Genomic DNA, 23,866 nt, shown 5'->3' with positions numbered 1-23,866 from the left:
GCAGGAACATTTCGTTTTGGACTAATAATTGAGGGCTCTCTGTCGATCAACCTGTAAAGTTTTATTGCACCAGATTCACAACGCAACGCAGGAAGTAGTACAGTATCATGCAGAAACGCCGTTTGTCGGACCAAACCCTTACATTCCTTCCCCATTATCTCCTGAGCCTGCTGGCTACGCTGTTGATGGGCTGTTCGACTTATGCTCCCGAAAGGCAAAAATCCGATTACCCCGTTGCCCAGCAGGGACTCCTGGACCTGCGCACCGTCCGGTTTGACCAGCAACTGGTGCCGCTGAACGGAGCCTGGAAATGGTACTGGAAATCACTACTGTCGCCAGGCGACCGCTCACCCGCGTTTGAATACAGTACTTTTCCGGAACCCTGGAGCACACAAACTTGGAACGGCCATCCCCTCCCCGCCTACGGTTACGCCACGTATTCGCTCACCATCCTGCTCCCCCGCCAGGCGCCCCCGCTGGCCCTGAAACTACCGGACTTTTTCACCGCTTACCGGCTTTTTGTCAACGATCAGGAACTGACCCGCAGCGGAACACCGGGCACTTCGCCCGAAAGCACCACCCCGTTCTGGTCAACTCAGATCAAATTTGTTCCCCAAACATCCGATACCCTGCGACTGCTCCTGCAGGTTGCAAACTTTCACCACTCAAAAGGCGGCCCTTACCAGCCCATCTTTTTGGGTTCAGCCGAAGAACTGCGGGTCGCCATCGACCGGGAGTATGCCCTCGACTATTTCCTCACGGGCTGTCTGTTTATGGGCGGCCTGTTTTTTTTGGGGTTGTTTTTGTTTGGGCGGCACGAAACATCCATCCTCTATTTTTCGCTGTTCTGCCTGCTCTACAGCTACCGCATCGTGGGCAGCGATCACTACGCCCTTCACGCTTTATTTGAAACCGCCCGCTGGTCGCTCCTGGTTCACCTGGAGTACCTGTCGCTGTTCGTCAGCGTTGCCGTTTTCGTGCTTTACACGGGGTCCCTCTATCCGGCCGATGTCAACCGCCACGTCATCCGGCTGCTAACCGGCATTTGTCTGGTATTTACCGTAGCAACCCTGCTCCTGCCGCCGATTTATTTCACCCAGCTAATCGACCCGTTTCTGGGGCTGATGATTATCTACATCGGCTACGCCTTTCACGTTTACTGGCTGGCCGCCCGGCGGAAGCGGCCCGGTGCCAAGTATTCGCTGATGAGTACCGGGGTTCTGCTGGCGGTGTTTATCGTGATTATTCTGAAGTATTTCCAGATCGCCATTCCGGAAAATATCGTTCTGTTCCTCGGCTATATCGGTTTCTTCTTTCTGCAATCTCTGGTGCTCTCGTACCGGTTTGCCTTCACGCTCCGGCAGGCCAAAGAACAGGCCGAAGAAGGGCTGCGGGTGAAAAACGAGTTTCTGAGCACCATCAGCCACGAGATCCGTACTCCGCTGAATGCCGTCATTGGTCTGAACCACCTGCTGCGGCAGGATAATCCGCGGCCCGATCAACTGCAACACCTCGACGTGATGCTTTATTCGGCCAACAACCTGCTGCATATCGTTAACGACATCCTGGATCTGAACCAGATTGAAGCCGGTAAAATAGCGCTCGAGTCCGTTCCAATGGACCCGGCCCGCATTCTGCAAAACGTGGTGTCGAGCTTCCAGGCCGTGGCCCGGGAAAAATCCCTAGCGCTGAATCTGACCATCGACCCCCGGTTTACGCCCAACGTCGTCGGCGATCCCAATCGTCTGGCGCAGGTGGTTTCCAATCTGGTCCAGAACGCCATCAAGTTTACCGAGCAGGGCGGGGTCGTTGTCAGTCTGACCGTCGATGAACAGCAAACCCAAACCACCACCCTTACTTTTGCCATCGAAGATACCGGCATTGGCATTGCGCCCGAAAAGCAGCAACTGATCTTCAACCGGTTTACCCAGGTCGATTCGTCCCTGTCCCGAACCTACGGCGGCACGGGCATGGGCCTCACCATCAGCCACAAAATCCTTCAGCTCCAGCAGGTCGAACTCCGCCTGCAGAGCCAGCCCGGCCGGGGCTCCCGTTTTTACTTTACGCAAACCTTCCCCCGGGTAGCCGCTCCGGCTCCCGAACCGCTGAAGGTAAACAAATCGGTTTCCGGCAACAAACCCCTGCACGGTATCACCATTCTGCTGGTCGAAGACAACGCCATGAATGTGCTGCTGGCCAAAAACATCCTCAGTAAGCTGGGGGCGACGGTCGATGTGGCCAACAACGGCCAGGAAGCCGTCAACATGCTCGACTCCACAAAGCACCGCCTGGTTCTGATGGATTTGCAGATGCCGGTTATGGACGGTTACGAGGCTACCCGCATCATCCGCAAGCGCAACGAAACGCTGCCGATCATTGCCGTAACGGCCAGTCTGGCCCAGGAAATTGGCGAGCGGGCCAACGACGCCGGCCTGGACGAAGTTCTGGTTAAGCCCTACAGCCCCGGCAACCTCGCCCAGGTAATTCTCAAACACCTCAAGTTAGCCGAGTAAGAAGTAGGGAATTCCCCCAGCGGGTCTTTACCTTTGCACCAAAAATTACGGCACAGCCCCCCCGATTTCCCATGCGCACTTCTTCCTTCCTGTTTTTTGTTTTCCTTGTTATTACCCGAACAGTTTCCGCCCAAACCGTTGGTCAGGTCACCGACCCGGTTGAGTACGTCAACGTGCTGATGGGCACCGATTCCAAACCCAGCCTGTCGAACGGCAACACGTATCCGGCCATCGCCCTGCCCTGGGGCATGAATTTCTGGATGCCCCAAACCGGCCGAATGGGCGACGGCTGGGCCTATACCTATGCCGCCAACAAAATTCGCGGCTTCAAGCAGACGCACCAGCCCTCGCCCTGGATGAACGATTACGGCCAGTTTGCCATCATGCCCGTCACCGGTAAAATCCGCTTCGACGAAAACGAACGCGCGAGCTGGTTTTCCCACAAGGCCGAAATCGCCAAACCCTATTATTATAAGGTGTATCTGGCCGATCATAATGTAACGACCGAAATTGCCCCCACCGAACGGGCCGCCCGCTTCCGGTTTACCTTCCCGCAAACCGATAGCGCTTCGGTGGTCATCGATGCGCTCGACAAGGGTTCGTTCGTCAAAATCATTCCCGGCGAAAACAAAATCATCGGCTACACGACCAAAAACAGCGGGGGCGTTCCCGACAATTTCAAGAATTACTTCGTGCTGATTTTTGACAAACCGTTTACGGTTCGCCAGGTTTTCAACGGCAAAAAGACCGAAAACCAGGCGTTGGAAGTCCAGGCCGATCATGCCGGAGCCGTGGTGGGCTTCAAAACCCGGAAGGGCGAGGTCGTCAACGTCCGGGTGGCCTCCTCGTTTATCAGCCCCGAACAGGCCGAGCTAAACCTGACCGAAATCGGCTCGGACTCGTTTGAAACCGTAGTACAGAAAGCCAAAGCCGCCTGGAACCAGGAACTGGGCCGGATCAAAATCGAAGGCGGCACGGTCGACCAGACCCGGACTTTCTACTCCTGTTTATACCGTTCGCTGCTGTTTCCGCGCAAGTTCTACGAAATCGATGCGGCCAAAAAAGTGGTTCACTACAGCCCCTACAACGGCAAGGTGCTGCCGGGTTACCTGTTTACCGACACCGGTTTCTGGGATACCTTCCGCTCGCTGTTCCCGTTCCTGAACCTGATGTATCCGTCGCTCAACGCCCAGATGCAGGAAGGACTCGTGAACGCTTACAACGAAGGTGGCTGGTTGCCCGAGTGGGCCAGTCCGGGCCTGCGCAACACGATGATCGGCTCCAACTCGGCCTCGATTGTGGCGGATGCCTACCTGAAAGGACTGCGCGGTTACGACATCAATACGCTCTACGAAGCGGTGTTGAAAAACTCCGAAAACGAAGGGCCGATGGATGCGGTCGGTCGGCGCGGGGTGAAAGAATACAACAAGCTGGGCTACGTTCCGTATGACGTGAAGATCAACGAAAATGCCGCCCGGACGCTGGAATACGCCTACGCCGACTTCACGATTTACCAACTGGCCAAAGCCCTCAAACGCCCGCAGGCCGAAATCGACCGGTTTGCCCAACGCAGCCAGAATTACCGCAACCTCTTCGACCCGGCCACGGGTTTGATGCGCGGTAAGAACCAGGACGGCACCTTCCAAAAGCCGTTCAACCCGTTCAAGTGGGGCGACGCGTTCACGGAAGGCAACAGCTGGCATTACACCTGGTCGGTTTTCCACGATGTACAGGGGCTGATCGGATTGATGGGCGGTCCCAAGAATTTCGTCGCCAAGCTGGACTCGGTCTTTACCCTGCCCCCGGTGTTCGACGAGAGCTATTACGGCAGCGTGATCCACGAAATCCGGGAGATGCAGATTGCCGACATGGGCAATTACGCCCACGGCAACCAGCCGATCCAGCACATGATTTACCTCTACAACTACGCCGGAGCGCCCTGGAAAACCCAGTACTGGATTCGTGAAACCATGAACCGGCTGTATCTGCCCACGCCCGACGGTTACTGCGGTGACGAAGACAACGGCCAGACCTCGGCCTGGTACGTCTTTTCGGCGCTGGGCTTCTACCCGGTCTGCCCCGGAACCGATCAGTACGTACTGGGCGCTCCGTTGTTTAAAAAAGCGACGATTACGCTCGAAAATGGTAAAAAACTGGTGATCAACGCCCCCACCAACTCGGAGAAAAACCGGTACGTGGACGCCGTCCGGGTAAACGGGAAACCGCACGCGGCCAACTGGCTGAGCCACCGGGCGCTTTTGCAGGGCGGAACCGTTGAGTTTACGATGCGCCCCACGCCCAACCAGCAGCGCGGCACCCAGCCCTCGGCCTTCCCGTATTCGTTCTCGAACGAGAAACGGTAAGCGATTACTACCCATAATCCAGCGGAGCCACCTTTCGGGTGGCTCCGCTTTTTTTGCCCTTTATCCTGACCGACGGTTTTAGGCATCGCGGCTGACGGTTCCGGCCGGAAGGGTCTGCCATCGGTTTGTTTCCACCAATCAAAAATCATATATTAGCCATAAAATAGCGCAGCCTGTCGCACACCGACGCGTCGCTCGTTCTGTCATACCGTTCATGCCGTTTCGCCGGATTTTTCAGCATCCTCTGCTCCGCTTTTCAAAGCGACGCATCTGGATTTTTGTGGGCCTGGTATCCTGGTCGGCCCCCATTGGCGTCTACAACTGGTTCGGCGACCGCTTCCTTTCCGATTGGCGGATCTGGCTCCCCACCACGGTTTTTGCCTACGTCGTCTGCATGACGTTACTGGTGGTTCAGGAAATTGTGATCTTTCGAATCATGAAACGGTTTCCCGAAATTCGGCAGACCTTAACGCGCATCGTCCTGGAGTTTCTGGTGTTTGTGTCGACCATCGGGGCATCCACCCTGATTCCCTTCTACGCCTTTCAGGCCATTCCTTCCTTAAATTTTCACCCCGAAAAACTGGCGACCAACAACCTCTGGCTGGGGGCCTGTACGATCATTCTTTTTATTGGTTTGTACGAGGGCCTTTATTCGCTGACCAAATGGAGGGAAAACAGTTTGCAGGCCGAAACCTACAAACGCGAGGTGTTGCTGAATCAGCTGGACGTGCTGAAAAACCAGATCAATCCGCACTTTCTGTTCAACAGCCTCAATGCCCTCTCGTCGCTCATCAGTGAAGAACCCAAGCAGGCCGAGCAATACGTCGATGAACTGGCGAAAGTGTACCGGTATCTGCTGCAAACCAACGAAAATACGCTGACGACGCTGGAAAACGAGCTGACCTTTATTCAGTCGTACTACCACCTGCTGAAAATGCGGCACGGAACGGGCGTTTCGCTCACGCTCGAGGTGCCGCCCGCTTCCTACAACCGCCAACTGCCCCCGCTGAGCCTGCAACTGCTGGTGGAAAACGCCGTCAAACACAACCGCATTCAGGCCGGAAAACCGCTGCAAATCCAGATTGACCTGACGCCCGAAAACTGGCTCCGGGTGCGCAACAACCTCCAGCGCAAAACGACCCGGGTGGTTTCCAACCGCGTGGGACTGACCAACATTGTGGCCAAATACCGGCTGCTGGGCGAATCGGAGCCGATCATCGCCGAGCAGGACGGCTTTTTTACCGTTACCCTGCCGCTGCTCAAACCGGCCACCGTTCCGCAGGTTTAACGCTTGGCCGAAGCGGCCCGGATCACCACCACTTTGTCGTTGGCCCCCTCGGGCACCACCAGTCGCCCGTTGCTGACGGGTACGGTGGTGAGCTTCTGTCCCGTTACCACATCCGTCCACGCGGCCTGGTAGGTTCCTTTTTTCAGGTTCAGGCTCAATTCGTACGGTTTGACAGCCATCGGCTCGTAATAAATCACCCACTCCGAAGCCCCGTTGCTCAGGGCCTGCGTTCGGGCGCCGGGGGCCACCGCTACCACCGCCGGGTCGGGTTTGAGCGGGATGAAATCCAGCGATTCGAAAAAGGTTTTCAGAATTTTGAACTGCGCCCGCAGCGCCGGACTGCCCCCCCCGGGGGCTTTGTAGGCGGTATCCTGACCGGTTTCGGCCCCGACTGAATACGAATAATCGAGCTGGTTGAACAACCCGCCCCCGGCCATCAGAAACCGCCAGGCCTGCCGCCGGTAGGTAGCGTCTTCGCGCCCGGCAAAACCCGTTTCGTTGAAGCCAATGACGCGGTTCAGGTGGTAATTTTCGGCAACGGCTTCCGGCAGCGCATAATGAAACGTGAAAACCGAAATGTTCGGATCGGCATCGGCGATGGGGTAATGGAAATTGCTGATGTCCTGCGAAATCAAATGCGGATTCAGCAATTTGCTCTCCTCGTCTTTGATCCAGCCGGCCACGCGCCGGTGCCAGGCATTCGAGCGTTGGGAAACTACCTGAAGAGTGGAGCGCCAGTCGTTGTCCGGGCCGTATTCGTTGCGTTTCAGGATCATTTCCGTCTGGTCGGCCCAGGGTTCGTTCTGAATTTCAAAGTAGAAATTATCAAAACCGTTGAGTTCGCGGACCAGTTTGCGCACATACCGTTCCTGGTGCGCCAGCAGGTTGCCGTTCTCCAGCGTATTGACCCGTTGCGAGTGCACGCTGTCGGTTTGGTTGACGTTGTTTTTGTGGTGGAACGCGCAATTGAGCCACCCATCGCCGTAGTGCGCCGAGAACAGGTTGATTTCCACGATGATTCCGGCCTTACGGGCTTCGGTCATAAAATTTTTCAACCGCTCGAAATACGCCGGGTCCCACTGGTTCAGGTCAAACTTGTTGCCGCCCAGCGCAAACCCGGCTTCGTTGCTCCGGCGCCAGGGCAGCACCAACCGGCCCTCGACCGGCGCCAGGGTGTTTTTCTGGATGCCGAAGACACCCGGCTTTTCGATGTATGCGCCCGTAAACAGCCGGGTGGTGTTCATGCCGTCGGCGGCCGTGGCCCGTAAGTACCTGGCGTAATCGAAATCCAGGTTGATGACCGCACCGTAGTGTTCGCCCGAGCCGACGACGATCATGGGTTTGTTCTGGTACTGAAAATAGTGCGGATTTTGCGGGTGAAGCCGAAAAATTCCACTCGCTTTTTGCTGCGCAACAACGGTATTGGAGGCAATAAAGGCACTGATTACCAGTCCGGCCAGACTAGTCCGTTTCCACATAATTTAAGTCTTTCTTAAAGGTTTCTTCCATAAAATACAACGCCAGAAACGCCAGGGCGGCCGTGAGCAAACCCACCCCGAGGGCGCTGTTCAACGTACCCACCTGGGATTTTCCGTAAACAAAGAGTGAAGTGAGCGGAATGACGGCCCCGCGCACGAAATTCGGGACGGTGGTGGCTACCGTCGCCCGCAGGTTGGTGCCAAACAACTCGGCGGCAATCGTGACAAACAGCGCCCAGTAGCCGTTGGCAAACCCCAGGAACACGCACACCAGGTAAAACGTAGTCAAATCGTTGAGCGGGGCCATTAGGTAGACCAGCACAAAAACCAGCGAGAGCGTAATAAAACCGCCGATGACTTTCTTGCGGCTTTTGAAATACTGACTCAGCATCCCGCTGGCAATGTCGCCCGCAACCTGCCCGGAAAACGACAGCATCACGGCTTTTCCCGCCACAACGGGTTCGGAAAGACCGATGGCCTGGCCGATCTCCGGCGAAAACGTAATCAGAATACCAACGACAAACCAGATGGGCAGGCCCACCAGAATGCACTGCAGGTATTTGACAAACCGCTCCCGGCTGGAAAACAGCATCAGTAAATCACCCCGCTTGACCTGACGTTCTTTCACCGTTTCAAAAATCCGCGATTCGAAAACGTTGATCCGGAGCACCAGCAGCATCAAACCGAGTCCACCGCCCACGAAATACGAAATTCGCCACTGGAACAAATCAGCCACGAAGTAAGCCAGGATGGCGCCCAGCACCCCCATCGTAGCCACGATCATGGTTCCGTAGCCCCGAATCTGCTTGGGCAGCACTTCCGTGACGAGCGTTACCCCGGCCCCGAGTTCGCCCGCCAGCCCGACCCCGGCCACAAACCGCAGTGCGGCATACATCGGCAGGCTGTTGATCAGGCCGTTGCCGATGTTGGCCAGCGAGTAAATCAGAATGGAGCCGAACAGCACCGAAAGCCGCCCGCGTTTGTCGCCCATGACGCCCCAGAAAATACCGCCAATGAGCATACCGGCCATTTGCCAGTTCAGGAGCGCAATGCCTTCGGGCAGGAGCTGATCGCCCTCCACGCCCAGCGCTTTCAGACTCGGCACCCGCACCACGCTGAACAAAAATAAATCGTACATATCCACCAGGTAGCCCAGCGCGGCCACAATCACCGGCAGTTGAAGCAGTTGGCTACTCAGGCTTCTTTCAGTTTTGGCTTCATCAACCATGTTGTCGTTAAGGTTAAAGGTCTACAGGAACGGTTTAACGTAAGGTTACTTAAAAGCGGGCTGCGGGCTGCGGGCTACGGCCTTCCCCCTGTAAACCCTGGACGTAAAACCGGAAATTAAACGTGCTTCGGCAGCGTATACGGCGCGCGGTACGGCCGGCTCAGGTGCGCGTTGGCCTCCGAATCGCCGATGAACTCTTCTTTTTTCGGATCGAATTTTAACTGGCGGCCCAGCCGGTACGAAATGTTGCCCAAATGCGCCAGACCCGACGCCAAATGCGCGGTTTCCACCGGACCGTTCAGCTTCGATTTGTCGCGCGAGCGCACAGCTTCGATAAAATTCAGGTAATGATCCCCGCCCGCGTGACCGGCGGGTCCGGGGGTACGTTCCTTGCCCAGAAACGTTTTGTAATCGTTGTAACCGTTGATGACCATGTAGCCCTTGTCGCCGTAAAACAGGTTGCCGATTTCAATACCATCTTCCCGGTTGGTCATCCACGGGCGTACTTCAAACTGAAGAATTTTGCCTTCTTTCGGATACCGGTAGGTCGAAATCAGCGTTTCTGGTGTTTCCTTGCAGTCGTTCCAGAGGTACTTTCCGCCCATCGAACTGATTTCCTCCGGCAACCCCACGTCCAGACCCCACATGGCCAGGTCGGTTTCGTGAATACCCTGGTTGCCGATGTCGCCATTGCCGTAGTCCCAGAACCAGTGCCAGTTGTAGTGCACGTAATTCTTGCTGAACTCGCGCGCCTTGGCCGGTCCCTGCCAGAGATCCCAGTTGAGCCCCGCCGGAACCGCACTGGTGCCCTGGTTACCAATATCCGGACGCCATTTATACACCAGGCCCCGCGCCATGTATACCTTCCCGATCAACCCGTCGCGCAGGTGCTTGATGGCCTCCTGAATGGCCGTCGAACTGCGCAACTGCACCCCGTGCTGCACCATGCGGTTGTATTTGGCAGCCGCTTCGATCAGCTTCCGGCCCTCCTTCAGGTTGTGCGTACCCGGTTTCTCGACGTACACATCTTTTCCGGCCTGGCACGCCCAGATGGCCGCCAGCGCGTGCCAGTGGTTGGGCGTGGCAATACTGACGGCATCGATGTTTTTGTCTTCGTAGACTTTCCGCAAATCCGGCTCGGTTTTCACCTTGCGGGAGTAGGTTTTCTCAAACTCGGCCGCCCGCTCCCCGAGCACCACGTTGTCCACGTCGCAGAGTGTAACGACCTCCACGTTGGGCAAAGCGGAAAAGCCGGAGATGTGGTTTTTACCGCGACCGTTGACGCCGATAACGGCCACCCGGATGCGGTCGTTGGCCCCGAAGGCGTGGGCGGGGATGATGGTCGGCAGACCCAGCACGGCCAGCGAGCCGGTGGCGGCAGTTTTGAGAAAGGTACGTCGGGAGTCGTTCTGCATTTTTTTACGAGGTTTAGGAAGTTAAAAGTGGTCTATCGCGGAGTTAAGCGGAGATTTTCGGAGCCTGGCGGAGCCTTTAACGCTGCGCTTCTCCGCTTAACTCCGCGAAACAACTTAAAAACTACAATCTCGGTATGGTCATCCCGCCATCGACCATGATTACCTGACCGGTCGAATACGGGAAATCACCCCGGGCCAGCGACGCTACCGCCCGGCCCACATCGTCGGGAAAGCCCCAACGTTTCTGCACCGTCAGGCCCTCGTCGATCAGTTTGTCGTATTTACCGACCACCCCCGCGGTCATGTCGGTGCGGATGATGCCGGGCCGGACTTCAAACACCGGTATGTCGAACTCCCCCAGCCGGGCGGCAAACAACTGCGTTGCCATGCTCAACCCCGCTTTCGCCACGCAATACTCGCCCCGGTTGACGGAAGCGACCGTGGCCGAGATCGAAGAAACGTTGATGATGCGGGCCGTAAAGTCGGGTTGCTCTGCTTTCTGCCGGATCATCCAGTTGGCCGCAGCCTGGGTCAGAAAATAAGCGCCCTGCAGGTTGGTCGACAAAACGTGCTCGAAGCTTTCTTCGGTGGCTTCCAGGATGTCGCGCCGTTCCTTCGGGGCAACCCCCGCGTTATTAACCAGTACGTTCAACCGCCCGAAATGGGCCATGATCTGCTCCATCATCCGGGTACGGTCTTCTTTGGAAGCAATATCGCCCTGGCAATAGAGCACATCCGCCCCCAGTTCCCGCAGCCCCGCCAGGGCCTCCCCGACGGCTTCCTGGGGCCGGACCCCGTTGATAGCCAGATCGAAACCCGCTTTGGCCAGGTGTTCGGCGACGCCGTAGCCAATGCCCCGGCTGCCGCCCGTTACAAACGCGACCCGTTTCATAATTCCGGAATATCAACCCAGCACCGTTTTTCCCAGCTTTCAATGCCTTTCTCGGCCAGTTGAACGCCCTTGGCCCCTTCCCGCAAATCCCACGGAAACGGCTCGTCTTTCACGACGTGTTTCAGAAACAGTTCCCACTGCACCTTGAAGGCGTTGTCAAACGGCTCCTGCTCGGGCACCTTGGCCCAGCCTTCGAAAAACTTGATGGGTTGCTCGATGTCGGGGTTCCAGACGGGTTTGGGCGTGTTGCCGTAATGCTGGATGTAGCACTCGCGCAACCCGGCCACCGCCGAGCCTTTCGTGCCGTCGACGTGCAGCGTCAGCAGGTCGTCGCGCCGAACCCGCGTGGTCCAGGAAGAGTTGAACTGCGCGATAACGCCCCCTTCGAGTTCAAACGTTGCGTAGGCGGCATCGTCGGCGGTGGCCGTATACGGTTTTCCCTGCTCGTCGATCCGCTCGGGAATGTGCGTGGCCCCCAGACAGGACACGGATTTTACGTTTCCAAACACGTTGTCCAGCACATAGCGCCAGTGGCAAAGCATATCTACAATAATGCCGCCGTCGTCTTCCTTGCGGTAATTCCACGAGGGGCGCTGGGCCGGGATGGTGTGTCCCTCAAACACCCAGTAACCGAACTCGCCCCGAACGGACAGAATCTTACCGAAGAAGTCGTTCTGAATCAACCGCTTGAGCTTCAGCAGGCCGGGCAGCCAGAGTTTGTCCTGCACTACGCCGTTTTTCAGACCGGCCGCTTTGCAGAGTTCATACAGTTCCATCGCCACTTCGGTGCTGACGGCCGTTGGCTTCTCGCAATAAACGTGTTTTCCGGCTTCCACGGCTTTGCGGACACCCTCGGCCCGGCGGCCCGTGGTCTGGGCGTCGAAATAAATGATGTTATGCGGATCAGCCAGGGCTTCATCGACGTTGGTCGTCATCTTGGTTACGCCCGACTGCTGGCATAATTTTTCGAGTTTATTGACATCCCGGCCGACCAGAATCGGATCGGGCATAATGACCTCATCCGGCCCGACTTTTACCCCGCCCTGTTTGATGATGGCGACAATGGAACGCAGCAGGTGCTGATTGGTACCCATCCGGCCCGTGACGCCGTTCATGATAATACCGACTTTGTGTTCTTTCACTGTTGATTAAATGGTTTGATGGCCAGGTGGCTGGACGGATTAAACGATGGTTTACGGTTTTTATGAATGATACAAATAGCCGTTTTTGATTTTTTCCAGAAACTCCTTCTGATCTTCGGCCCAGTAGCGGTTCGAGAAGATTTCGACCTCGTTGAACCCGCTGAAGCCCGTTGCTTCGACCCAAGACCGAATCTGGCGAATGTTGATGCAGCCCTCGCCCATCAATCCGCGGTCGTTGAGCAGGTCCACCGTCGGGGTTTTCCAGTCACAGATGTGAAAAGCGAACAAATGGCCGTTTTTACCGCACCGCCGGATTTCCTGTTCCAGATTCGGGTCCCACCAGAGGTGATAGACATCGACGGCCACGCCCACCCACGGTGAATTCAGGTCTTCGGCCATGTCGTTGGCCTGCCCTAACGTGTTGATGGCCGAACGATTATCGGCGTACATCGGGTGCAGCGGTTCAATGGCGAGCTTCACCCCGCTGGCTTCGGCGTGCGGCAACAGGGCGGCAATACCGTCACGGATTTGCTGGCGGGATTCGGTCAGTGGCTGGCCGGGAGCGGCTCCGCAAACCAGCACCACGTGCGGTGCCCCCAGTTCGGCGGCTTCGTCGATGGCCCGGCGGTTTTCATCGATTGCTGCCTGACGCCCACCGGCTTCCAGGTGCGGAAAGAATCCACCCCGGCAGAGCGACACCACCGTCAGGTTATGATCGCGCAGGAGCTGGCCGGTCTGGTGGATGTTGCGGTTAGCGAGCGCATCCCTCCAGACCGTAATGCCGCCAATTCCGGAGAGGGCAAAATGCTCGGCGGCTTCTTCCACCGACCACGGTTTTGTCGTAATCGTGTGTACGCAAAGTTTTGAAAAGTCCCGGAATGGAGATTCCCGGAACGCAGGTTCTCCCGCCGACGGTTCTGGTTGCGAGGCTGGGTTCATGACAAAGCGCCGAAGAAGGTATAATACGTTTCATTGTTGACGACCCGTTGCAGGTAGAGCGCCACTTCGCGGGCGTGGTAATCCCCCCACATACTCGACTCGCCGTACGGAATCTTGCTGCCTTCCGGCACGTAATCCCAGCCGTTGGGCCGGTGGTAAATCGAGTGCAGGATCAACCCCTGGTGATCGGGGTCAGTGCTCAGGTACGGCTCCGAAAATAATGAATCTAACACTGTTAACCCCGCCTGCCAGTACCGCAGGCCGTTTTCCACATCACCCCGCTCGGACATATATTTGCCCAGCCGAAGCAGTCCCTGCGCCCCGATGGCGGCCGCCGAGCTGTCTACTGGCTCAAAGTCGTTGTGGGGGTCGGCGGGTTTGGCGAGGTAGTCGCCCATGTTGGCCAGACCCGGTGCGCCCGTGTCCCAGTACGGAATGCCGTTGGTGGGGGTGTGTTCAATGTAGAAGTCGCAGGTGGCGCGGGCGGCTTTGAGCAGGTACGCTTCCACCACCGTCCAGCCGCCAAACGGTTCCAGGTCGGTTTTCTCGAAAGTATCCAGGTATTCGAGTTGTTCGGCAAAACCGCACATGGCCCAGGCCAGGCCGCGCGTCCAGGTTGAGAAACCCGTGTAGCCCTGCTGGGAGTTGGGGCAGCGGAAATTGCCGTCTTTGGTATTGAACACGCTTTCGTGCGCCGTGCGGCCCCAGAGGTCGTAGGTGTCGCGCCCTTCGCCGTAAAACACCGAGTAGTCGGCGGTGGCTTTCATGTGCTGCAGGGCGCGGTCGAGCAGGTTAATCACCACGTCGCCCTCGCCCTGGAAGACGTGGCCCAGGCTGTGGCTCAGCACCACCGCCCGGCACGACCGGATGGTGTCGACGAAAAGCGAGTGCGGACCGTTGAAGGAGTGAATAAAACCGCCGGTTTTCATGGTGGTCCAGCGGCTGGCCTGCACGGCTCCCGAGATTTTGAGCGCCAGTTCGTAAAAATTCTTTTCCCACTCGTTGAACTCGGTTTTGCCTTCCCGTATGAGCCGCAGCAGGTTGCCGTACGTGCTCACGTTGTTAAAACCGTGGTCGTGCACGCCAATGTGGCTGATGTGCGGAGCCATGACCGTCAGGGTTTTCTGGCGCCCCATTTCCAGGAAGCGCTCGTCACCGGTAGCGTCGAATTGCAGAATGGCCGAGCCAAACTGAAAGCCCTGCGTCCACTCGGTCCAGCCGCGGGTGGTGTAATGCCCCTGCACGGTAAAAACCGGGGACCCTTTGGCGGTATCGTAGTGGGTGTCAATGAGGTTAATTTTTTGGGCGGATAGATCCCAGAATTGTTGAAGTCGGGTGGTGAAGTCGGCCGGTTGGAGGGCGTTGTTGATTTGAATCATGGATCAGGTAATCGGGAAACGAGAAAAATCCTTGGAATTACCCGTATAAGACAAAAGGGGCGTTTACTTACCGGTTTTCGGGAAAAATTAGTTCTTCCGCGCTTTTTGGGAGCAGGGCCGCTCCGGGTTGTGACTTTTTCGCGCCCATTCCTTCCAATAGAGTAACGTGTTTTCATTTTAGCCATAAGCTCATGAATCGATTCTTTTTGATAGCGCCCTTTGTTCTGGTCACTCAGCTTTCCGCCCAGGCCCAGCAGCCCGTTCAGTCCCCCGTCATTGAACGTACCGAATCCATTCTCTACGAGAAGCGGATCACGGAAAAACGAGTGTCCAATTCCGGAATTCCCAGCTCACCGCTCTCCGGCAACCCCGCTTCGATGGTTCCGGAACCGGTGGTAGCCGAGCCTTCCTCACCCGTCCCCAGCGCCCGCCCCGGCCAACCGGCAGCCCCCCAACCGGCTTTCCCGGAGCCACCGGCCAGCCAAAGCGAAATCCGGCTGTTACGCATGTTAATGGAAGCGCAGGGCCACAAAATTGACAGCATTCAACAGGAAATTTTCCGGCAAAAACAGGCGGCTACCGCGTCCACGGAAGGTCAGCGCGAGCCGGCCGCTTCACCGGCAACCTTCAAACGCGATAACGTTTCGGTGGGCGTTTATATGGGACCGAATCTTTCGACCTATTCAACGGATCAAGACAGCCTAGGTTCGCGGGCCCGGGTGGGTTACCAGCTGGGTCTGTACGTGCGCGGGGGTGGTCGGCTGTTTGGCCAGTTGGGCGCCGAGTACGTGGGCATTTCGTCCAAACGCTACAGCAAAGACGACAAGGGCGCTTCGCTGAACCAACTCAACAGCACGATCAACACGCATTACATTCAGGTTCCGCTCCAGATCGGCTACCGGCCCTTGATGACCCGGTCCAAGCGAACGGGCATCCGGATTCAGGCGGGGGCCGAGCTATCGTATCTGCTGAAGGCCGACAAAAACGATTTTAAATTAACCGACGCGGATTACAACCAAACGGTAATCAATTTGCTGGGTGGTCTTGGCGTTGACCTGGGGCCCATTACCCTCGATGTGGCGTACCACCACGGCATCCGGGATGCGTACCGGGTCGAAAACGCCAAACTTCGGATGGTCAGCGCCAGTCTGGGGTTCAAATTTTAACGGGCAACCGGGTACGTTTATTAATGTGGGTTCGTTCGTGACCGTTTTACGGCCTGCCACCAATAATCGCTCAGGATTCGGCAGCAGTCCATCCATTCTGAAACCGTTTTTGGTTTAATCACGTAGGATTGAACGCCTTGTTGGTAGGCATCAATCAGATCTTCCAAATCGGTTGAAGACGTAAACATGATTACCGGAATCTGGCTAATAGAAGCAGGCATACTATGAATCACTTCCAACGCCTGCCAGCCATCCTGTCGTTTGGGCACGTACAGATCCAGCACAATCAGCAGGGGAAAGCCGGAGCCGGTTTGCTGGCATTCTTCCAGCAAGTCGAAGGCAACCTGCGGCTTATTGGCCAGCACCGGTTTTATTTGGGGGTTTACTTCTTCAAGGGCTTTTTTAAATAAGGTCCATTGATCCAGCGAATCTTCAATGACCAAAATTTTTCCGGCGTGTTCAGGAGCCTGCGGCTCTGCTTTGTGGTGTGGGTTCATAGGCATCCGTACTCAGCACTTTTCATTTCACATATCCGATTAACCAACAAGATAAAGATTCTCCTTGCTGCTAATCCCCGCACCAAAAACCAATTAATGAGGCTATGGTCGAAGCTAACCCGACCAGCCATTTGCCTGACAGTGCGACCGGGCCGTTTCATCATTCAGGGTTTCTTTTTGGGTATCACGGCTTGCAGCGGGGGTTTACTACCTGACGCCATGAATTTAATTCTCACCACCAAAAGCGACCGGGTCGTTGGCCCGGTCGTCTTTTTTCGATTTACTCCACAACAAAAGTGGTAATGGAGTGCGGCTGGCTGCTGGACTCAGCGGCCTTGTCGCCCACCTGAAGCCGGAATGCCTGCCGGTTATCCGAAGGGTTCATCACCACCACCGCCAGTTTCCCGTCCGGGTTTCGAAAGGCCGTTGTCAGCAAGGTATCCCGACTGGCGGCACTGCTGACGCGCAGGGCACCCGGCCGGATGAATTTAAAAAAATGCCCGAGGTAATAGTACGAACTGGTGTAGATCAACTTACCGCTTTGGGTGTCGGCATGAACGGGGGCAAAACAGAAATTACCAACATGGTTGGTACCGCCTTTCTCGTCGAGCAGGATATTCCAGTCGGTCCAGGCAACCGTACCCCGGTTAAAATCATGAATCATCGACATTCCGTACCGTTCGCCCAGCCACCCGGCGTTGAGCTGGTTTCGGTTGAACTTTTCGATGCATCCTTCGGTAAAAATCAACGCTTTGTCGGGAAACGCTTCGTGTACGCGGCTCAGGTTTTCGAAATTCATCCCGGCTCCCGTCCAGGTTTCGTACCAGTGGAAGCCCAGGGTAGTAGGACGTAAGCAGCTCCTGCTGGGTTTGCCGGGGCAGTTTGGCAAAGGTTTCAGCGGCTGCGTCCGTCAGGGCCCCGCCAATGCCCACCAGTTGCTGAAAAGTATGCGAAGGGTCAACGTAAACAAACAGCTCCGTTTCGAGCGGTTGGGCTGCCGGCTTTAAGGTCAGCGTACCGGTCTCCGACAGCCGAAGCGCGGTCTGGGAGGCCGTGGTAAATACGGTAACCCTGGTATAATCGGTACGGGCGCGGCTGGGAGGGGCCGGCGAAGGCTGGGCGTAGAGCAGGTGCGAACTAAGTCCGACCACGCAGGATGCAAAAAGCTTTTCCATAGGGAATGGATGCCTGAGCAGGTATACGGTTTGCCAGCTCATCAAACGGTGTCCTCTACCGCGTGCAGTGAGAAAACCGGGGTAAGTCAGCGCCCTCCAGCTTCATGTTGATAAACCTAGCTCAAGAACGATCTACCAGACGGGCTATTGACCCAAATAAGGGAATGGTGCCCAGGATTCCGGCAACAATACCGACATCAGAACGGGGCCCTATTCCAGATTGCCGTAGCCTCATTTGCCGGGTTCTCCGAACAACTTTTTTCTTTATCCGAAGTATTGCTAAAACCGGCCTTTTTGACCGTGATCACTAATCTGTCCCCAGTTTTTACGGCCCAAAAGGCCGCGGATTAATCAATAAAAATAACAAATATGGAAAGTATGATGAAGGCTGCCCTGAAGACGGCCGAGGGCGATTTTAAAGTGACTGAGGTAGAAACTCCTAAGATTCCCAAACCCGATTGGGTGCTCGCCCGGGTTCGGGTCGCGGGCATCTGCGGAACTGACCTTCGGCACTGGAAACACGCCGAACCAGAGCTGGAACACCGAATCATGGGTCACGAACTGGCCGGGGAGGTCGTGGAAGTCGGGGAAGCGGTTACCAACGTCAAACCGGGCGACCGGGTCGTTATCGAAACCCTACTGGGCGATGAGACCTGTCCCTGGTGCCAGTCGCAACAATATAACCTGTGCCCCCACCTCTACGAAGTTCGCATGGAAACCGTCTCCCGGGCTTTCGCTAGTTACCTGATCGGACCGGCCAAGAACTTTTATAAATTGCCCGACCACGTAAGTTTTGAAGAAGCTACCCTGCTGGACACTTTCTCGGTTTGTCTGCACGCCGTTCAACTCAGCGGGCTTAAACTGAACGACAAGGTAGCCGTCATTGGGGCGGGGCCCATCGGGTTGGGGCAGCTCCAACTGGCCAAGGCCAACGGAGCGGATGTGATCATCACCGATGTGGTGGATTCTTCGCTGCAACTGGCCCTGGAGCTGGGAGCCGATGCGGTGGTCAACTCCAAAAAGGAAGACGCCTACCAGAAAGTCATGGAATTTACGGGCGGCCGGGGGGTGGATATTGCCTTCGAATGCGCCGGGGGTCCCTCCATGCCCGTTACGTTGCCACAGGCCACATCCTTCGCCCGGATTGGCGGGAAGGTGGTCATCGTCGGGGGATTTGACGCGGGCAAAACCTCCATTGAGCTGGAATGGCAACGCATTCAGATGGCGCAGATTCAATTAATTCCGAGTGCCAGCTACGCCTGGTGGGGCATCGACCGCGAAATGCAGATCTGCTTGGATTTGATGGCCAAAGGAAAATTAAACGCCAAAAAACTGATCACCCACAGCTTCCCGCTGGATCAGATCAACCAGGCATTTGAAACGGCCCAGAACAAAGAAGAAACCAAGGCCGTCTTTGTGGCCCTGACCCTATAAGCCCATACGCAGGGCAGCCGCCCGCTGAATGTCACGAAAAGGACGCTATCCAGCGGACGGCTGTCCACGAATTCTAATTTGGTTCAACGAAGGGTTCGGCTACGCTGCGGAAAATCAGGCGGCTAACTGCGAAATATACCGTTGTTCCAGGAGGTGCGGGTTTTCGTAACGGTTGCCCAAAATCCGCACCTGCCGGGCGTGCAGGGCGCTGAGTGAAAAGGCGGGAAATTCACTGGTACCCAGGGGTTGAAACAGGGCATATCCGCATCGGTGGCTCGACCAGGCAATCTCAAATATGCGCCCGTCCCATTCCACCAGATCACTTTCGTACAGCAGAATTCCCTGCCGATCCGACTGCCCGATGGTGCGCATCAGCCGCCAGGAGAACGTGGTGGTCAGGGGAAGCTCGTCGGCGGGCGGCACCTGACTGACCAAGGCCAGCGCTTCCTGGAGCCAGATGGTAAGGTAGGGTTCCGGAGTCATGGGGAGTCCGGCCAAATAATGCATCTTCTGGCCGTCCCAAATACGGGATTGGATGGGTTGCATGCGCTTGATCGTAATAAAGTTCTGCTAGTATTTATAACAAATCTATATCATAAAATCCCATTTTACAACCTTAAGCCATAGAGTTGTATTATTTGGCACAAAATTAAAGATATTAGTCCTGGTAAACGGTTACCCACTTACCTGACCATCCTTTACACGTTTCTACTATCATCACAAACTCTAAAAAAATCACTTTTTTGTCATAATTTTTCCTAACCAATTGCTTACCTTCGTTGCCACGCTGACTTTACTACACTCTACTGGATTATAATGGAAGTAAACAGTAGGTTACTTGTAGAGACGGCTTTTTAACAAACGATGGACAACCATTACCTCCTCTGGACGCAGGCCATTTCGGGCGACGCCACCGCGTATGAACGGTTGGTTCGCCTGTTTTTTCAGCCCCTGTTTCAGTACGGATGCAAGTTCTCCCGCAACCGGGAACTCGTCAAGGATTGCATTCAGGATGTTTTTCTGGAAGTCTGGCAAAAAAGAGGGGTGCTCGATCGGGAAATTCCGCCCAAACCATACCTGATGGCGTCACTACGCCGACGGATTCACCGGGTCGTAATGGCCAACCGGTTGGTACTGGAACCCGATAATCTCTACGCGGAACAGGATTTCGAGGTTGAATTTTCGGTGGAGGAAGCCTTCATCCGGGAAGAGTCAACGCTGCAAACCGCCAGGCAGTGCTTGCGGCTGCTTCACTCACTGCCCAAACGCCAACAGGAGGTCATCTACCTGAAATATTTTCAGGAACTCAGCCGCGACCAGATTGCCGAGGTCATGAACATTTCTCCGCAGTCGGTATCCAACCTGGCTCAACTCGCCCTGAAATGGCTGAAATCCCAGTTAAAAACCAAGGTTCTGCTGGTTTTACTGCTTCTGGCGTGTTTTGGCTAACATCCCCACTGTCCGCGAACGGGCGTATACCTGTACGGGTGCGTTGTTTTGAGCAACGATCAGCCAGCGTCCGGCCTTCCCGCCTACCGACAAAACAGACCGGCAATCTCCGTCGGCCACCAACCCGGTTTTATCGTACGATTGGGATTTGAAATGCCCCTTCCCGTCGCCCAGCAACACCAGACCAACCGAGGCATCATGCCGCCCGACAACGGGTTCCACGTCGTACGCATTGCCCACCAGCACCACATCCAGATGCCCGTCGTCGTTGCAGTCTTCCACCAGAAGGTCCTGAACGGGCGCCCACTGAGCTTCCTGCGGCAATGGCCTGATCCGAAACTGCCCCTTGCCCCGGTTCTCAATCCAGACGCTTTCCTGCCCATAGGCCCGCCTGACCTGCGCTTTATCAATCTGCCCGGAGGTCAGAACATCCCGGAGTTCGGCCCGGGCGTAATCAGCGTACTGCTCAAATTTCTTACGCATCGACGGCATTTGCTTCATCAATAAATCCCGGGGCGGAACGGGGTACTCACGACCCGTCAGAAAGTACGACGAAACGGCATCGAGCGTACCATTCTGGTCAAAATCAGCCGCGTACACACTCAGCGGCTCCGCGGGTGAACAACGGTAGCGGGTGTTCAGGCCCGTGTTGCCCACCACCAGGTCCGGATCGCCGTCGTGGTCAAAATCTCCGCTTTTGACGCAGTTCCAGAAACCGTCCGACTGCGGAAAGGCATCCAGTTTGGTCAGCCGACCCCGGTTGTTTTTGAAAATTGTTATCGGCATCAGTTCTCCCACCACGATCAGGTCCGGCCAGGAGTCGGCGTCGAGATCAGCCCAGACCGCATCCGTCACCATGCCAACGGATTTGAGACCCGGAGCCACGGCATCGGCCACGTCGGTAAAAGAGCCCCGGTTATTTTGCAGCAGAAAGCTTTCGCCCGGCAGCGGATACTGACTCGGCACCAGCCGCCCCCCCCGAAACAGATCCAGATCGCCGTCCTTGTCGAAGTCAGCTGCCCGAACGCAGGAGCCGCTTCGCCGGATGGGGGGCAATTTTTGCGGAGCCGGACGAAATTTCCCTTTCCCGTCGTTCAAATAAAGCCGGTCCTGCAAATACGCCGAACGGTCGTCGAACTCGTTGGACCCGTTCACAATGTACAAATCGGCATCGGTGTCGCCGTCGGCATCGAAAAACAGCGCCCCGATGTCCTCTTCCTGCTTCGGTTTTGATTCGTCAGTATAGGCCTGCTGCCGAAACCCGCTGGCCGTCTGGATAAACAGTTTCCCGTACTGCCCGTAGGCCCCGCCCACAAAAAAATCCTCCAGCCCGTCGCCGTTGACGTCACCAGCCGCCAGCTTCGGCCCCTGCTGGGAGAATTTATGCGGCAGCAAAACCTCGGTGCTGTAGTCAAGAAACGGCTCTTCCCGGTGGGCGTACGGCACACCGCTCCGGGCCGTCGCGTCAACCCAGAGACGGTTTTCGGGAACCGGGTTTGTTTTCCGGTCTGGTTTTGCGTTGCGATACTCCAGCGTCAACACCTGATTCGCCGGCCTATTTCGCAGCAATTCCCGTCGGCCGTCCGGCCAGACCACTTCCAGCGAATCAACCCGCTGGCGGGCTCCCAGGCCAAAATGCAGCCGGTAATCAACCGACGACGCGTAGCCCCGCGTTACGGCCTGGACCTGCGTTTGTTGCTGGCCGTTCGCAAAAACCGTCACCCTGCTGCCCAACCCCAACGTATTCCTGTCCGAACCGTTCAGCCGCACGTCCAGAAAATTCGTTTTGGGTGAATTGTTCCGCAGAATGAAGGCTTCCTCGTTGATGTTGTTCACGATCAGGTCCAGGTCGCCATCGTTGTCCAGATCGGCGTAGGCGGCCCCGTTCGAGAGCGAGGTTTCATCGCCAAACCAGAAGGCGGTTGCATCCTCGAAAGTGAGGTCGCCCCGGTTTCGGAAGAAGAAATTGACGTTGTTCCAGGAGGGCATTTTGGCGGCCCGTTCGATGGTGGAGCGCCGAAAGTCGGCCTGGGTGTTGCCGGTTTGCCAGAAATTGACGTTGTAGGCCACAAAATCCAGATCGGTGATGTCGCGCAGGTAGCCGTTGGTCACAAACAGGTCCTTGTGGCCGTCGTTGTCGAGATCGGCAAACAGGGGCGCCCAGCTCCAGTCCGTTGCGTGCACCCCCGCCAGTTGCCCCACTTCGGAAAACAGCACCTGACCGCCCGGGGTCGGGCCCTGGTTGATGTGCAGCATGTTGCGCATGTACTGGGGCTGATACCCCGCCCGCAACTCCAGCTCGAACTGTTCGAAATGACCCGCCCCGGTCATCTTTTTGCGTTGCAGGTTACCGGCAGGCAGCATGTCGAGCGTCATTACGTCCAGCCGCCCGTCGTTGTTTACGTCGGCCACGTCGTTGCCCATCGAAAACCGGCTCTGGTGCTTGAAATACTGACCAGCAGACTCGCGAAAAGTGCCGTCGTGGTTGTTGATGTACAGGTAATCGTTGTTCAGAAAGTCGTTGGAGACATAAAGATCCTCCCAGCCATCGTCGTTCAGGTCGGCCACGGCCACGCCCAGCCCCAGGCCGTCGTGCCGGATGCCGGCCGGACCGCTCACGTCTGTAAACGTGCCGTTGCCGTTGTTGCGGTACAATTTATCCGGTGAAAAACCGCTGCCGTCGATCACCGCCGGTTCAATTTTGTTCGGGTTTTGCACCAGGCCGGTGGTCGTTAGCAAGTAACAGTCCAGATCGCCGTCATGGTCGTAATCGAAAAAAGCCGACTGTGTGGTGTACGACGTATCGGCCAGTCCGTACTGCGCGGCACTTTCCTTGAAGCGAACCGTCCCGCCGTCCGAAGCGCCCTGATTGATATACAATTGGTTGGCGCGCTCGACGCCCGGATAATTGCCGGATTTGCAGACGTAGATATCCAGAAATCCGTCGGCGTTGATGTCCACCAGCGTTACGCCCACCGACCAGCCCCGCGGCTGAATTCCTGCCTTTTCGGTAACATCCGTGAAGCGCAGTGGTTTGCCGCCGGCCTCTCCCCGATGGAGGTATACTTTATCGCCCGACTGATTGCCCGCAAAGTACAAGTCGGCAAAACCGTCGTTGTTCAGATCGCCCACGGCGACGCCCGCGCCATTGTACACCAGGTGATAATCGAAAAGATTATGCCGCTCGTCCTCGGCCACCGTATTCCGAAAGTGCACGCCGGTTTCGTCCGACGGCATTCGGGTAAACAGTTTTTCATCGGCGGAGTGGCAGCTCCACAATCCCAGCAACAGGCCGACGAGCGGCAGAACGGCTTTCATAGAAACAGACACACGGTTTAGGCATCAAGCAGATCGCTTCTCTTCCTACTAGACATCCCCGCTCCCCAAATACTCTACCCAAGCGCAAAAATCCCGCAACCCCGCCCGGGGATAACGCTGGATAACCCCGGGTTGCTCCCGACGTTATCGAAAGTCAAGCCTACCGGCTTGTGGGCCTGGACCGTCCGAA

General features: G+C 56.4%; 17 protein-coding genes. 6 read left to right on the top strand and 11 right to left on the bottom strand.

Annotation, left to right across the window (positions count from 1 at the left end):
* The first annotated feature begins 107 nt into the window (after positions 1–107).
* The 3 genes from OQ371_RS20870 (at position 108) to OQ371_RS20860 (ending at position 6,164) form a co-directional block, all read left to right on the top strand.
* Positions 108–2,513 carry an ATP-binding protein gene (locus OQ371_RS20870; RefSeq protein WP_265990273.1) on the top strand — a complete coding sequence of 802 codons (2,406 nt, stop codon included), beginning with the start codon at positions 108–110 and terminating at the stop codon, positions 2,511–2,513.
* A 71-nt stretch (positions 2,514–2,584) separates the two neighbouring features.
* Positions 2,585–4,876 (top strand): GH92 family glycosyl hydrolase, encoded by a 2,292-nt coding sequence (locus OQ371_RS20865; protein ID WP_265990272.1) that lies wholly within the window; start codon positions 2,585–2,587, stop codon positions 4,874–4,876.
* Between the two features lie 214 nt (positions 4,877–5,090).
* Positions 5,091–6,164, top strand: a complete 1,074-nt coding sequence (locus OQ371_RS20860) for a sensor histidine kinase (RefSeq protein ID WP_265990271.1) — start codon at positions 5,091–5,093, stop codon at positions 6,162–6,164.
* Here the strand turns inward: OQ371_RS20860 and OQ371_RS20855 are convergent.
* From OQ371_RS20855 to OQ371_RS20825, 7 genes are all read right to left on the bottom strand, one after another.
* Positions 6,161–7,642, bottom strand: a complete 1,482-nt coding sequence (locus OQ371_RS20855; RefSeq protein ID WP_265990270.1) for a hypothetical protein — start codon at positions 7,640–7,642, stop codon at positions 6,161–6,163. The two genes, OQ371_RS20860 and OQ371_RS20855, sit on opposite strands and share 4 nt — an antisense overlap.
* Positions 7,626–8,870 carry an MFS transporter gene (locus tag OQ371_RS20850; RefSeq protein WP_265990269.1) on the bottom strand — a complete coding sequence of 415 codons (1,245 nt, stop codon included), beginning with the start codon at positions 8,868–8,870 and terminating at the stop codon, positions 7,626–7,628. The genes OQ371_RS20855 and OQ371_RS20850 overlap by 17 nt, the downstream gene beginning before the upstream one ends.
* Before the next feature lie 116 nt (positions 8,871–8,986).
* Positions 8,987–10,285: a Gfo/Idh/MocA family oxidoreductase gene (locus OQ371_RS20845; RefSeq protein ID WP_265990268.1), complete on the bottom strand. Its 1,299-nt coding sequence runs from the start codon at positions 10,283–10,285 to the stop codon at positions 8,987–8,989.
* 121 nt (positions 10,286–10,406) lie between these two features.
* Complete coding sequence (locus tag OQ371_RS20840; RefSeq protein WP_265990267.1) at positions 10,407–11,177, bottom strand: 3-ketoacyl-ACP reductase; 771 nt, start codon at positions 11,175–11,177, stop codon at positions 10,407–10,409.
* The gene (locus tag OQ371_RS20835; protein WP_265990266.1) at positions 11,174–12,319 is read right to left on the bottom strand and encodes a Gfo/Idh/MocA family protein; all 1,146 of its coding nucleotides are present in this window, start codon (positions 12,317–12,319) and stop codon (positions 11,174–11,176) included. Before OQ371_RS20835 ends, OQ371_RS20840 begins: the two co-directional genes overlap by 4 nt.
* 60 nt (positions 12,320–12,379) lie before the next feature.
* A complete protein-coding gene (locus tag OQ371_RS20830; RefSeq protein ID WP_265990265.1) occupies positions 12,380–13,258 on the bottom strand; it encodes a sugar phosphate isomerase/epimerase family protein in 879 nt (292 codons plus the stop codon).
* Positions 13,255–14,637 (bottom strand): glycoside hydrolase family 88 protein, encoded by a 1,383-nt coding sequence (locus OQ371_RS20825; RefSeq protein ID WP_265990264.1) that lies wholly within the window; start codon positions 14,635–14,637, stop codon positions 13,255–13,257. The genes OQ371_RS20830 and OQ371_RS20825 overlap by 4 nt, the downstream gene beginning before the upstream one ends.
* A 191-nt stretch (positions 14,638–14,828) precedes the next feature.
* Between OQ371_RS20825 and OQ371_RS20820 the strand changes: the two genes are divergently transcribed.
* A complete protein-coding gene (locus OQ371_RS20820) occupies positions 14,829–15,803 on the top strand; it encodes an outer membrane beta-barrel protein (protein WP_265990263.1) in 975 nt (324 codons plus the stop codon).
* Between the two features lie 20 nt (positions 15,804–15,823).
* On the opposite strand, the gene OQ371_RS20815 is transcribed toward OQ371_RS20820, so the two are convergent.
* On the bottom strand, positions 15,824–16,300 hold the full coding sequence (locus tag OQ371_RS20815; protein ID WP_265990262.1) for a response regulator: 477 nt from the start codon (positions 16,298–16,300) through the stop codon (positions 15,824–15,826).
* Between the two features lie 280 nt (positions 16,301–16,580).
* On the bottom strand, positions 16,581–17,189 hold the full coding sequence (locus OQ371_RS20810) for a glycoside hydrolase family 30 protein (protein ID WP_265990261.1): 609 nt from the start codon (positions 17,187–17,189) through the stop codon (positions 16,581–16,583).
* A gap of 664 nt (positions 17,190–17,853) precedes the next feature.
* Between OQ371_RS20810 and OQ371_RS20805 the strand changes: the two genes are divergently transcribed.
* Positions 17,854–18,909, top strand: coding sequence for a zinc-dependent alcohol dehydrogenase (locus tag OQ371_RS20805; protein ID WP_265990260.1), 1,056 nt, complete (start codon positions 17,854–17,856; stop codon positions 18,907–18,909).
* A gap of 114 nt (positions 18,910–19,023) precedes the next feature.
* On the opposite strand, the gene OQ371_RS20800 is transcribed toward OQ371_RS20805, so the two are convergent.
* A complete protein-coding gene (locus tag OQ371_RS20800; RefSeq protein ID WP_265990259.1) occupies positions 19,024–19,392 on the bottom strand; it encodes a YopX family protein in 369 nt (122 codons plus the stop codon).
* Positions 19,393–19,773: 381 nt separating this feature from the next.
* On the opposite strand from OQ371_RS20800, the gene OQ371_RS20795 reads away from it, so the two are divergent.
* Positions 19,774–20,358, top strand: a complete 585-nt coding sequence (locus OQ371_RS20795) for an RNA polymerase sigma factor (RefSeq protein WP_265990258.1) — start codon at positions 19,774–19,776, stop codon at positions 20,356–20,358.
* On the opposite strand, the gene OQ371_RS20790 is transcribed toward OQ371_RS20795, so the two are convergent.
* Complete coding sequence (locus tag OQ371_RS20790) at positions 20,332–23,676, bottom strand: FG-GAP-like repeat-containing protein (protein ID WP_265990257.1); 3,345 nt, start codon at positions 23,674–23,676, stop codon at positions 20,332–20,334. The genes OQ371_RS20795 and OQ371_RS20790 overlap by 27 nt on opposite strands.
* Between the last annotated feature and the right edge of the window lie 190 nt (positions 23,677–23,866).

This window comes from Larkinella insperata (assembly GCF_026248825.1).
GTDB lineage: Bacteria > Bacteroidota > Bacteroidia > Cytophagales > Spirosomataceae > Larkinella > Larkinella insperata.
The sequence above is the reverse complement of the archived record's forward strand: the minus strand, read 5'-3'. Positions and strand labels throughout refer to the sequence as shown.

What these genes read in the sequence shown, in the direction of transcription:
- OQ371_RS20870 (WP_265990273.1), top strand. Translation starts at nt 108, where the DNA reads ATGCAGAAACGCCGTTTGTCGGACCAAACCCTTACATTCCTTCCCCAT.
- OQ371_RS20865 (WP_265990272.1), top strand. Translation starts at nt 2,585, where the DNA reads ATGCGCACTTCTTCCTTCCTGTTTTTTGTTTTCCTTGTTATTACCCGA.
- OQ371_RS20860 (WP_265990271.1), top strand. Translation starts at nt 5,091, where the DNA reads ATGCCGTTTCGCCGGATTTTTCAGCATCCTCTGCTCCGCTTTTCAAAG.
- OQ371_RS20855 (WP_265990270.1), bottom strand. Translation starts at nt 7,642, where the DNA reads ATGTGGAAACGGACTAGTCTGGCCGGACTGGTAATCAGTGCCTTTATT.
- OQ371_RS20850 (WP_265990269.1), bottom strand. Translation starts at nt 8,870, where the DNA reads ATGGTTGATGAAGCCAAAACTGAAAGAAGCCTGAGTAGCCAACTGCTT.
- OQ371_RS20845 (WP_265990268.1), bottom strand. Translation starts at nt 10,285, where the DNA reads ATGCAGAACGACTCCCGACGTACCTTTCTCAAAACTGCCGCCACCGGC.
- OQ371_RS20840 (WP_265990267.1), bottom strand. Translation starts at nt 11,177, where the DNA reads ATGAAACGGGTCGCGTTTGTAACGGGCGGCAGCCGGGGCATTGGCTAC.
- OQ371_RS20830 (WP_265990265.1), bottom strand. Translation starts at nt 13,258, where the DNA reads ATGAACCCAGCCTCGCAACCAGAACCGTCGGCGGGAGAACCTGCGTTC.
- OQ371_RS20825 (WP_265990264.1), bottom strand. Translation starts at nt 14,637, where the DNA reads ATGATTCAAATCAACAACGCCCTCCAACCGGCCGACTTCACCACCCGA.
- OQ371_RS20820 (WP_265990263.1), top strand. Translation starts at nt 14,829, where the DNA reads ATGAATCGATTCTTTTTGATAGCGCCCTTTGTTCTGGTCACTCAGCTT.
- OQ371_RS20815 (WP_265990262.1), bottom strand. Translation starts at nt 16,300, where the DNA reads ATGAACCCACACCACAAAGCAGAGCCGCAGGCTCCTGAACACGCCGGA.
- OQ371_RS20805 (WP_265990260.1), top strand. Translation starts at nt 17,854, where the DNA reads ATGATGAAGGCTGCCCTGAAGACGGCCGAGGGCGATTTTAAAGTGACT.
- OQ371_RS20800 (WP_265990259.1), bottom strand. Translation starts at nt 19,392, where the DNA reads ATGACTCCGGAACCCTACCTTACCATCTGGCTCCAGGAAGCGCTGGCC.
- OQ371_RS20795 (WP_265990258.1), top strand. Translation starts at nt 19,774, where the DNA reads ATGGACAACCATTACCTCCTCTGGACGCAGGCCATTTCGGGCGACGCC.
- OQ371_RS20790 (WP_265990257.1), bottom strand. Translation starts at nt 23,676, where the DNA reads ATGAAAGCCGTTCTGCCGCTCGTCGGCCTGTTGCTGGGATTGTGGAGC.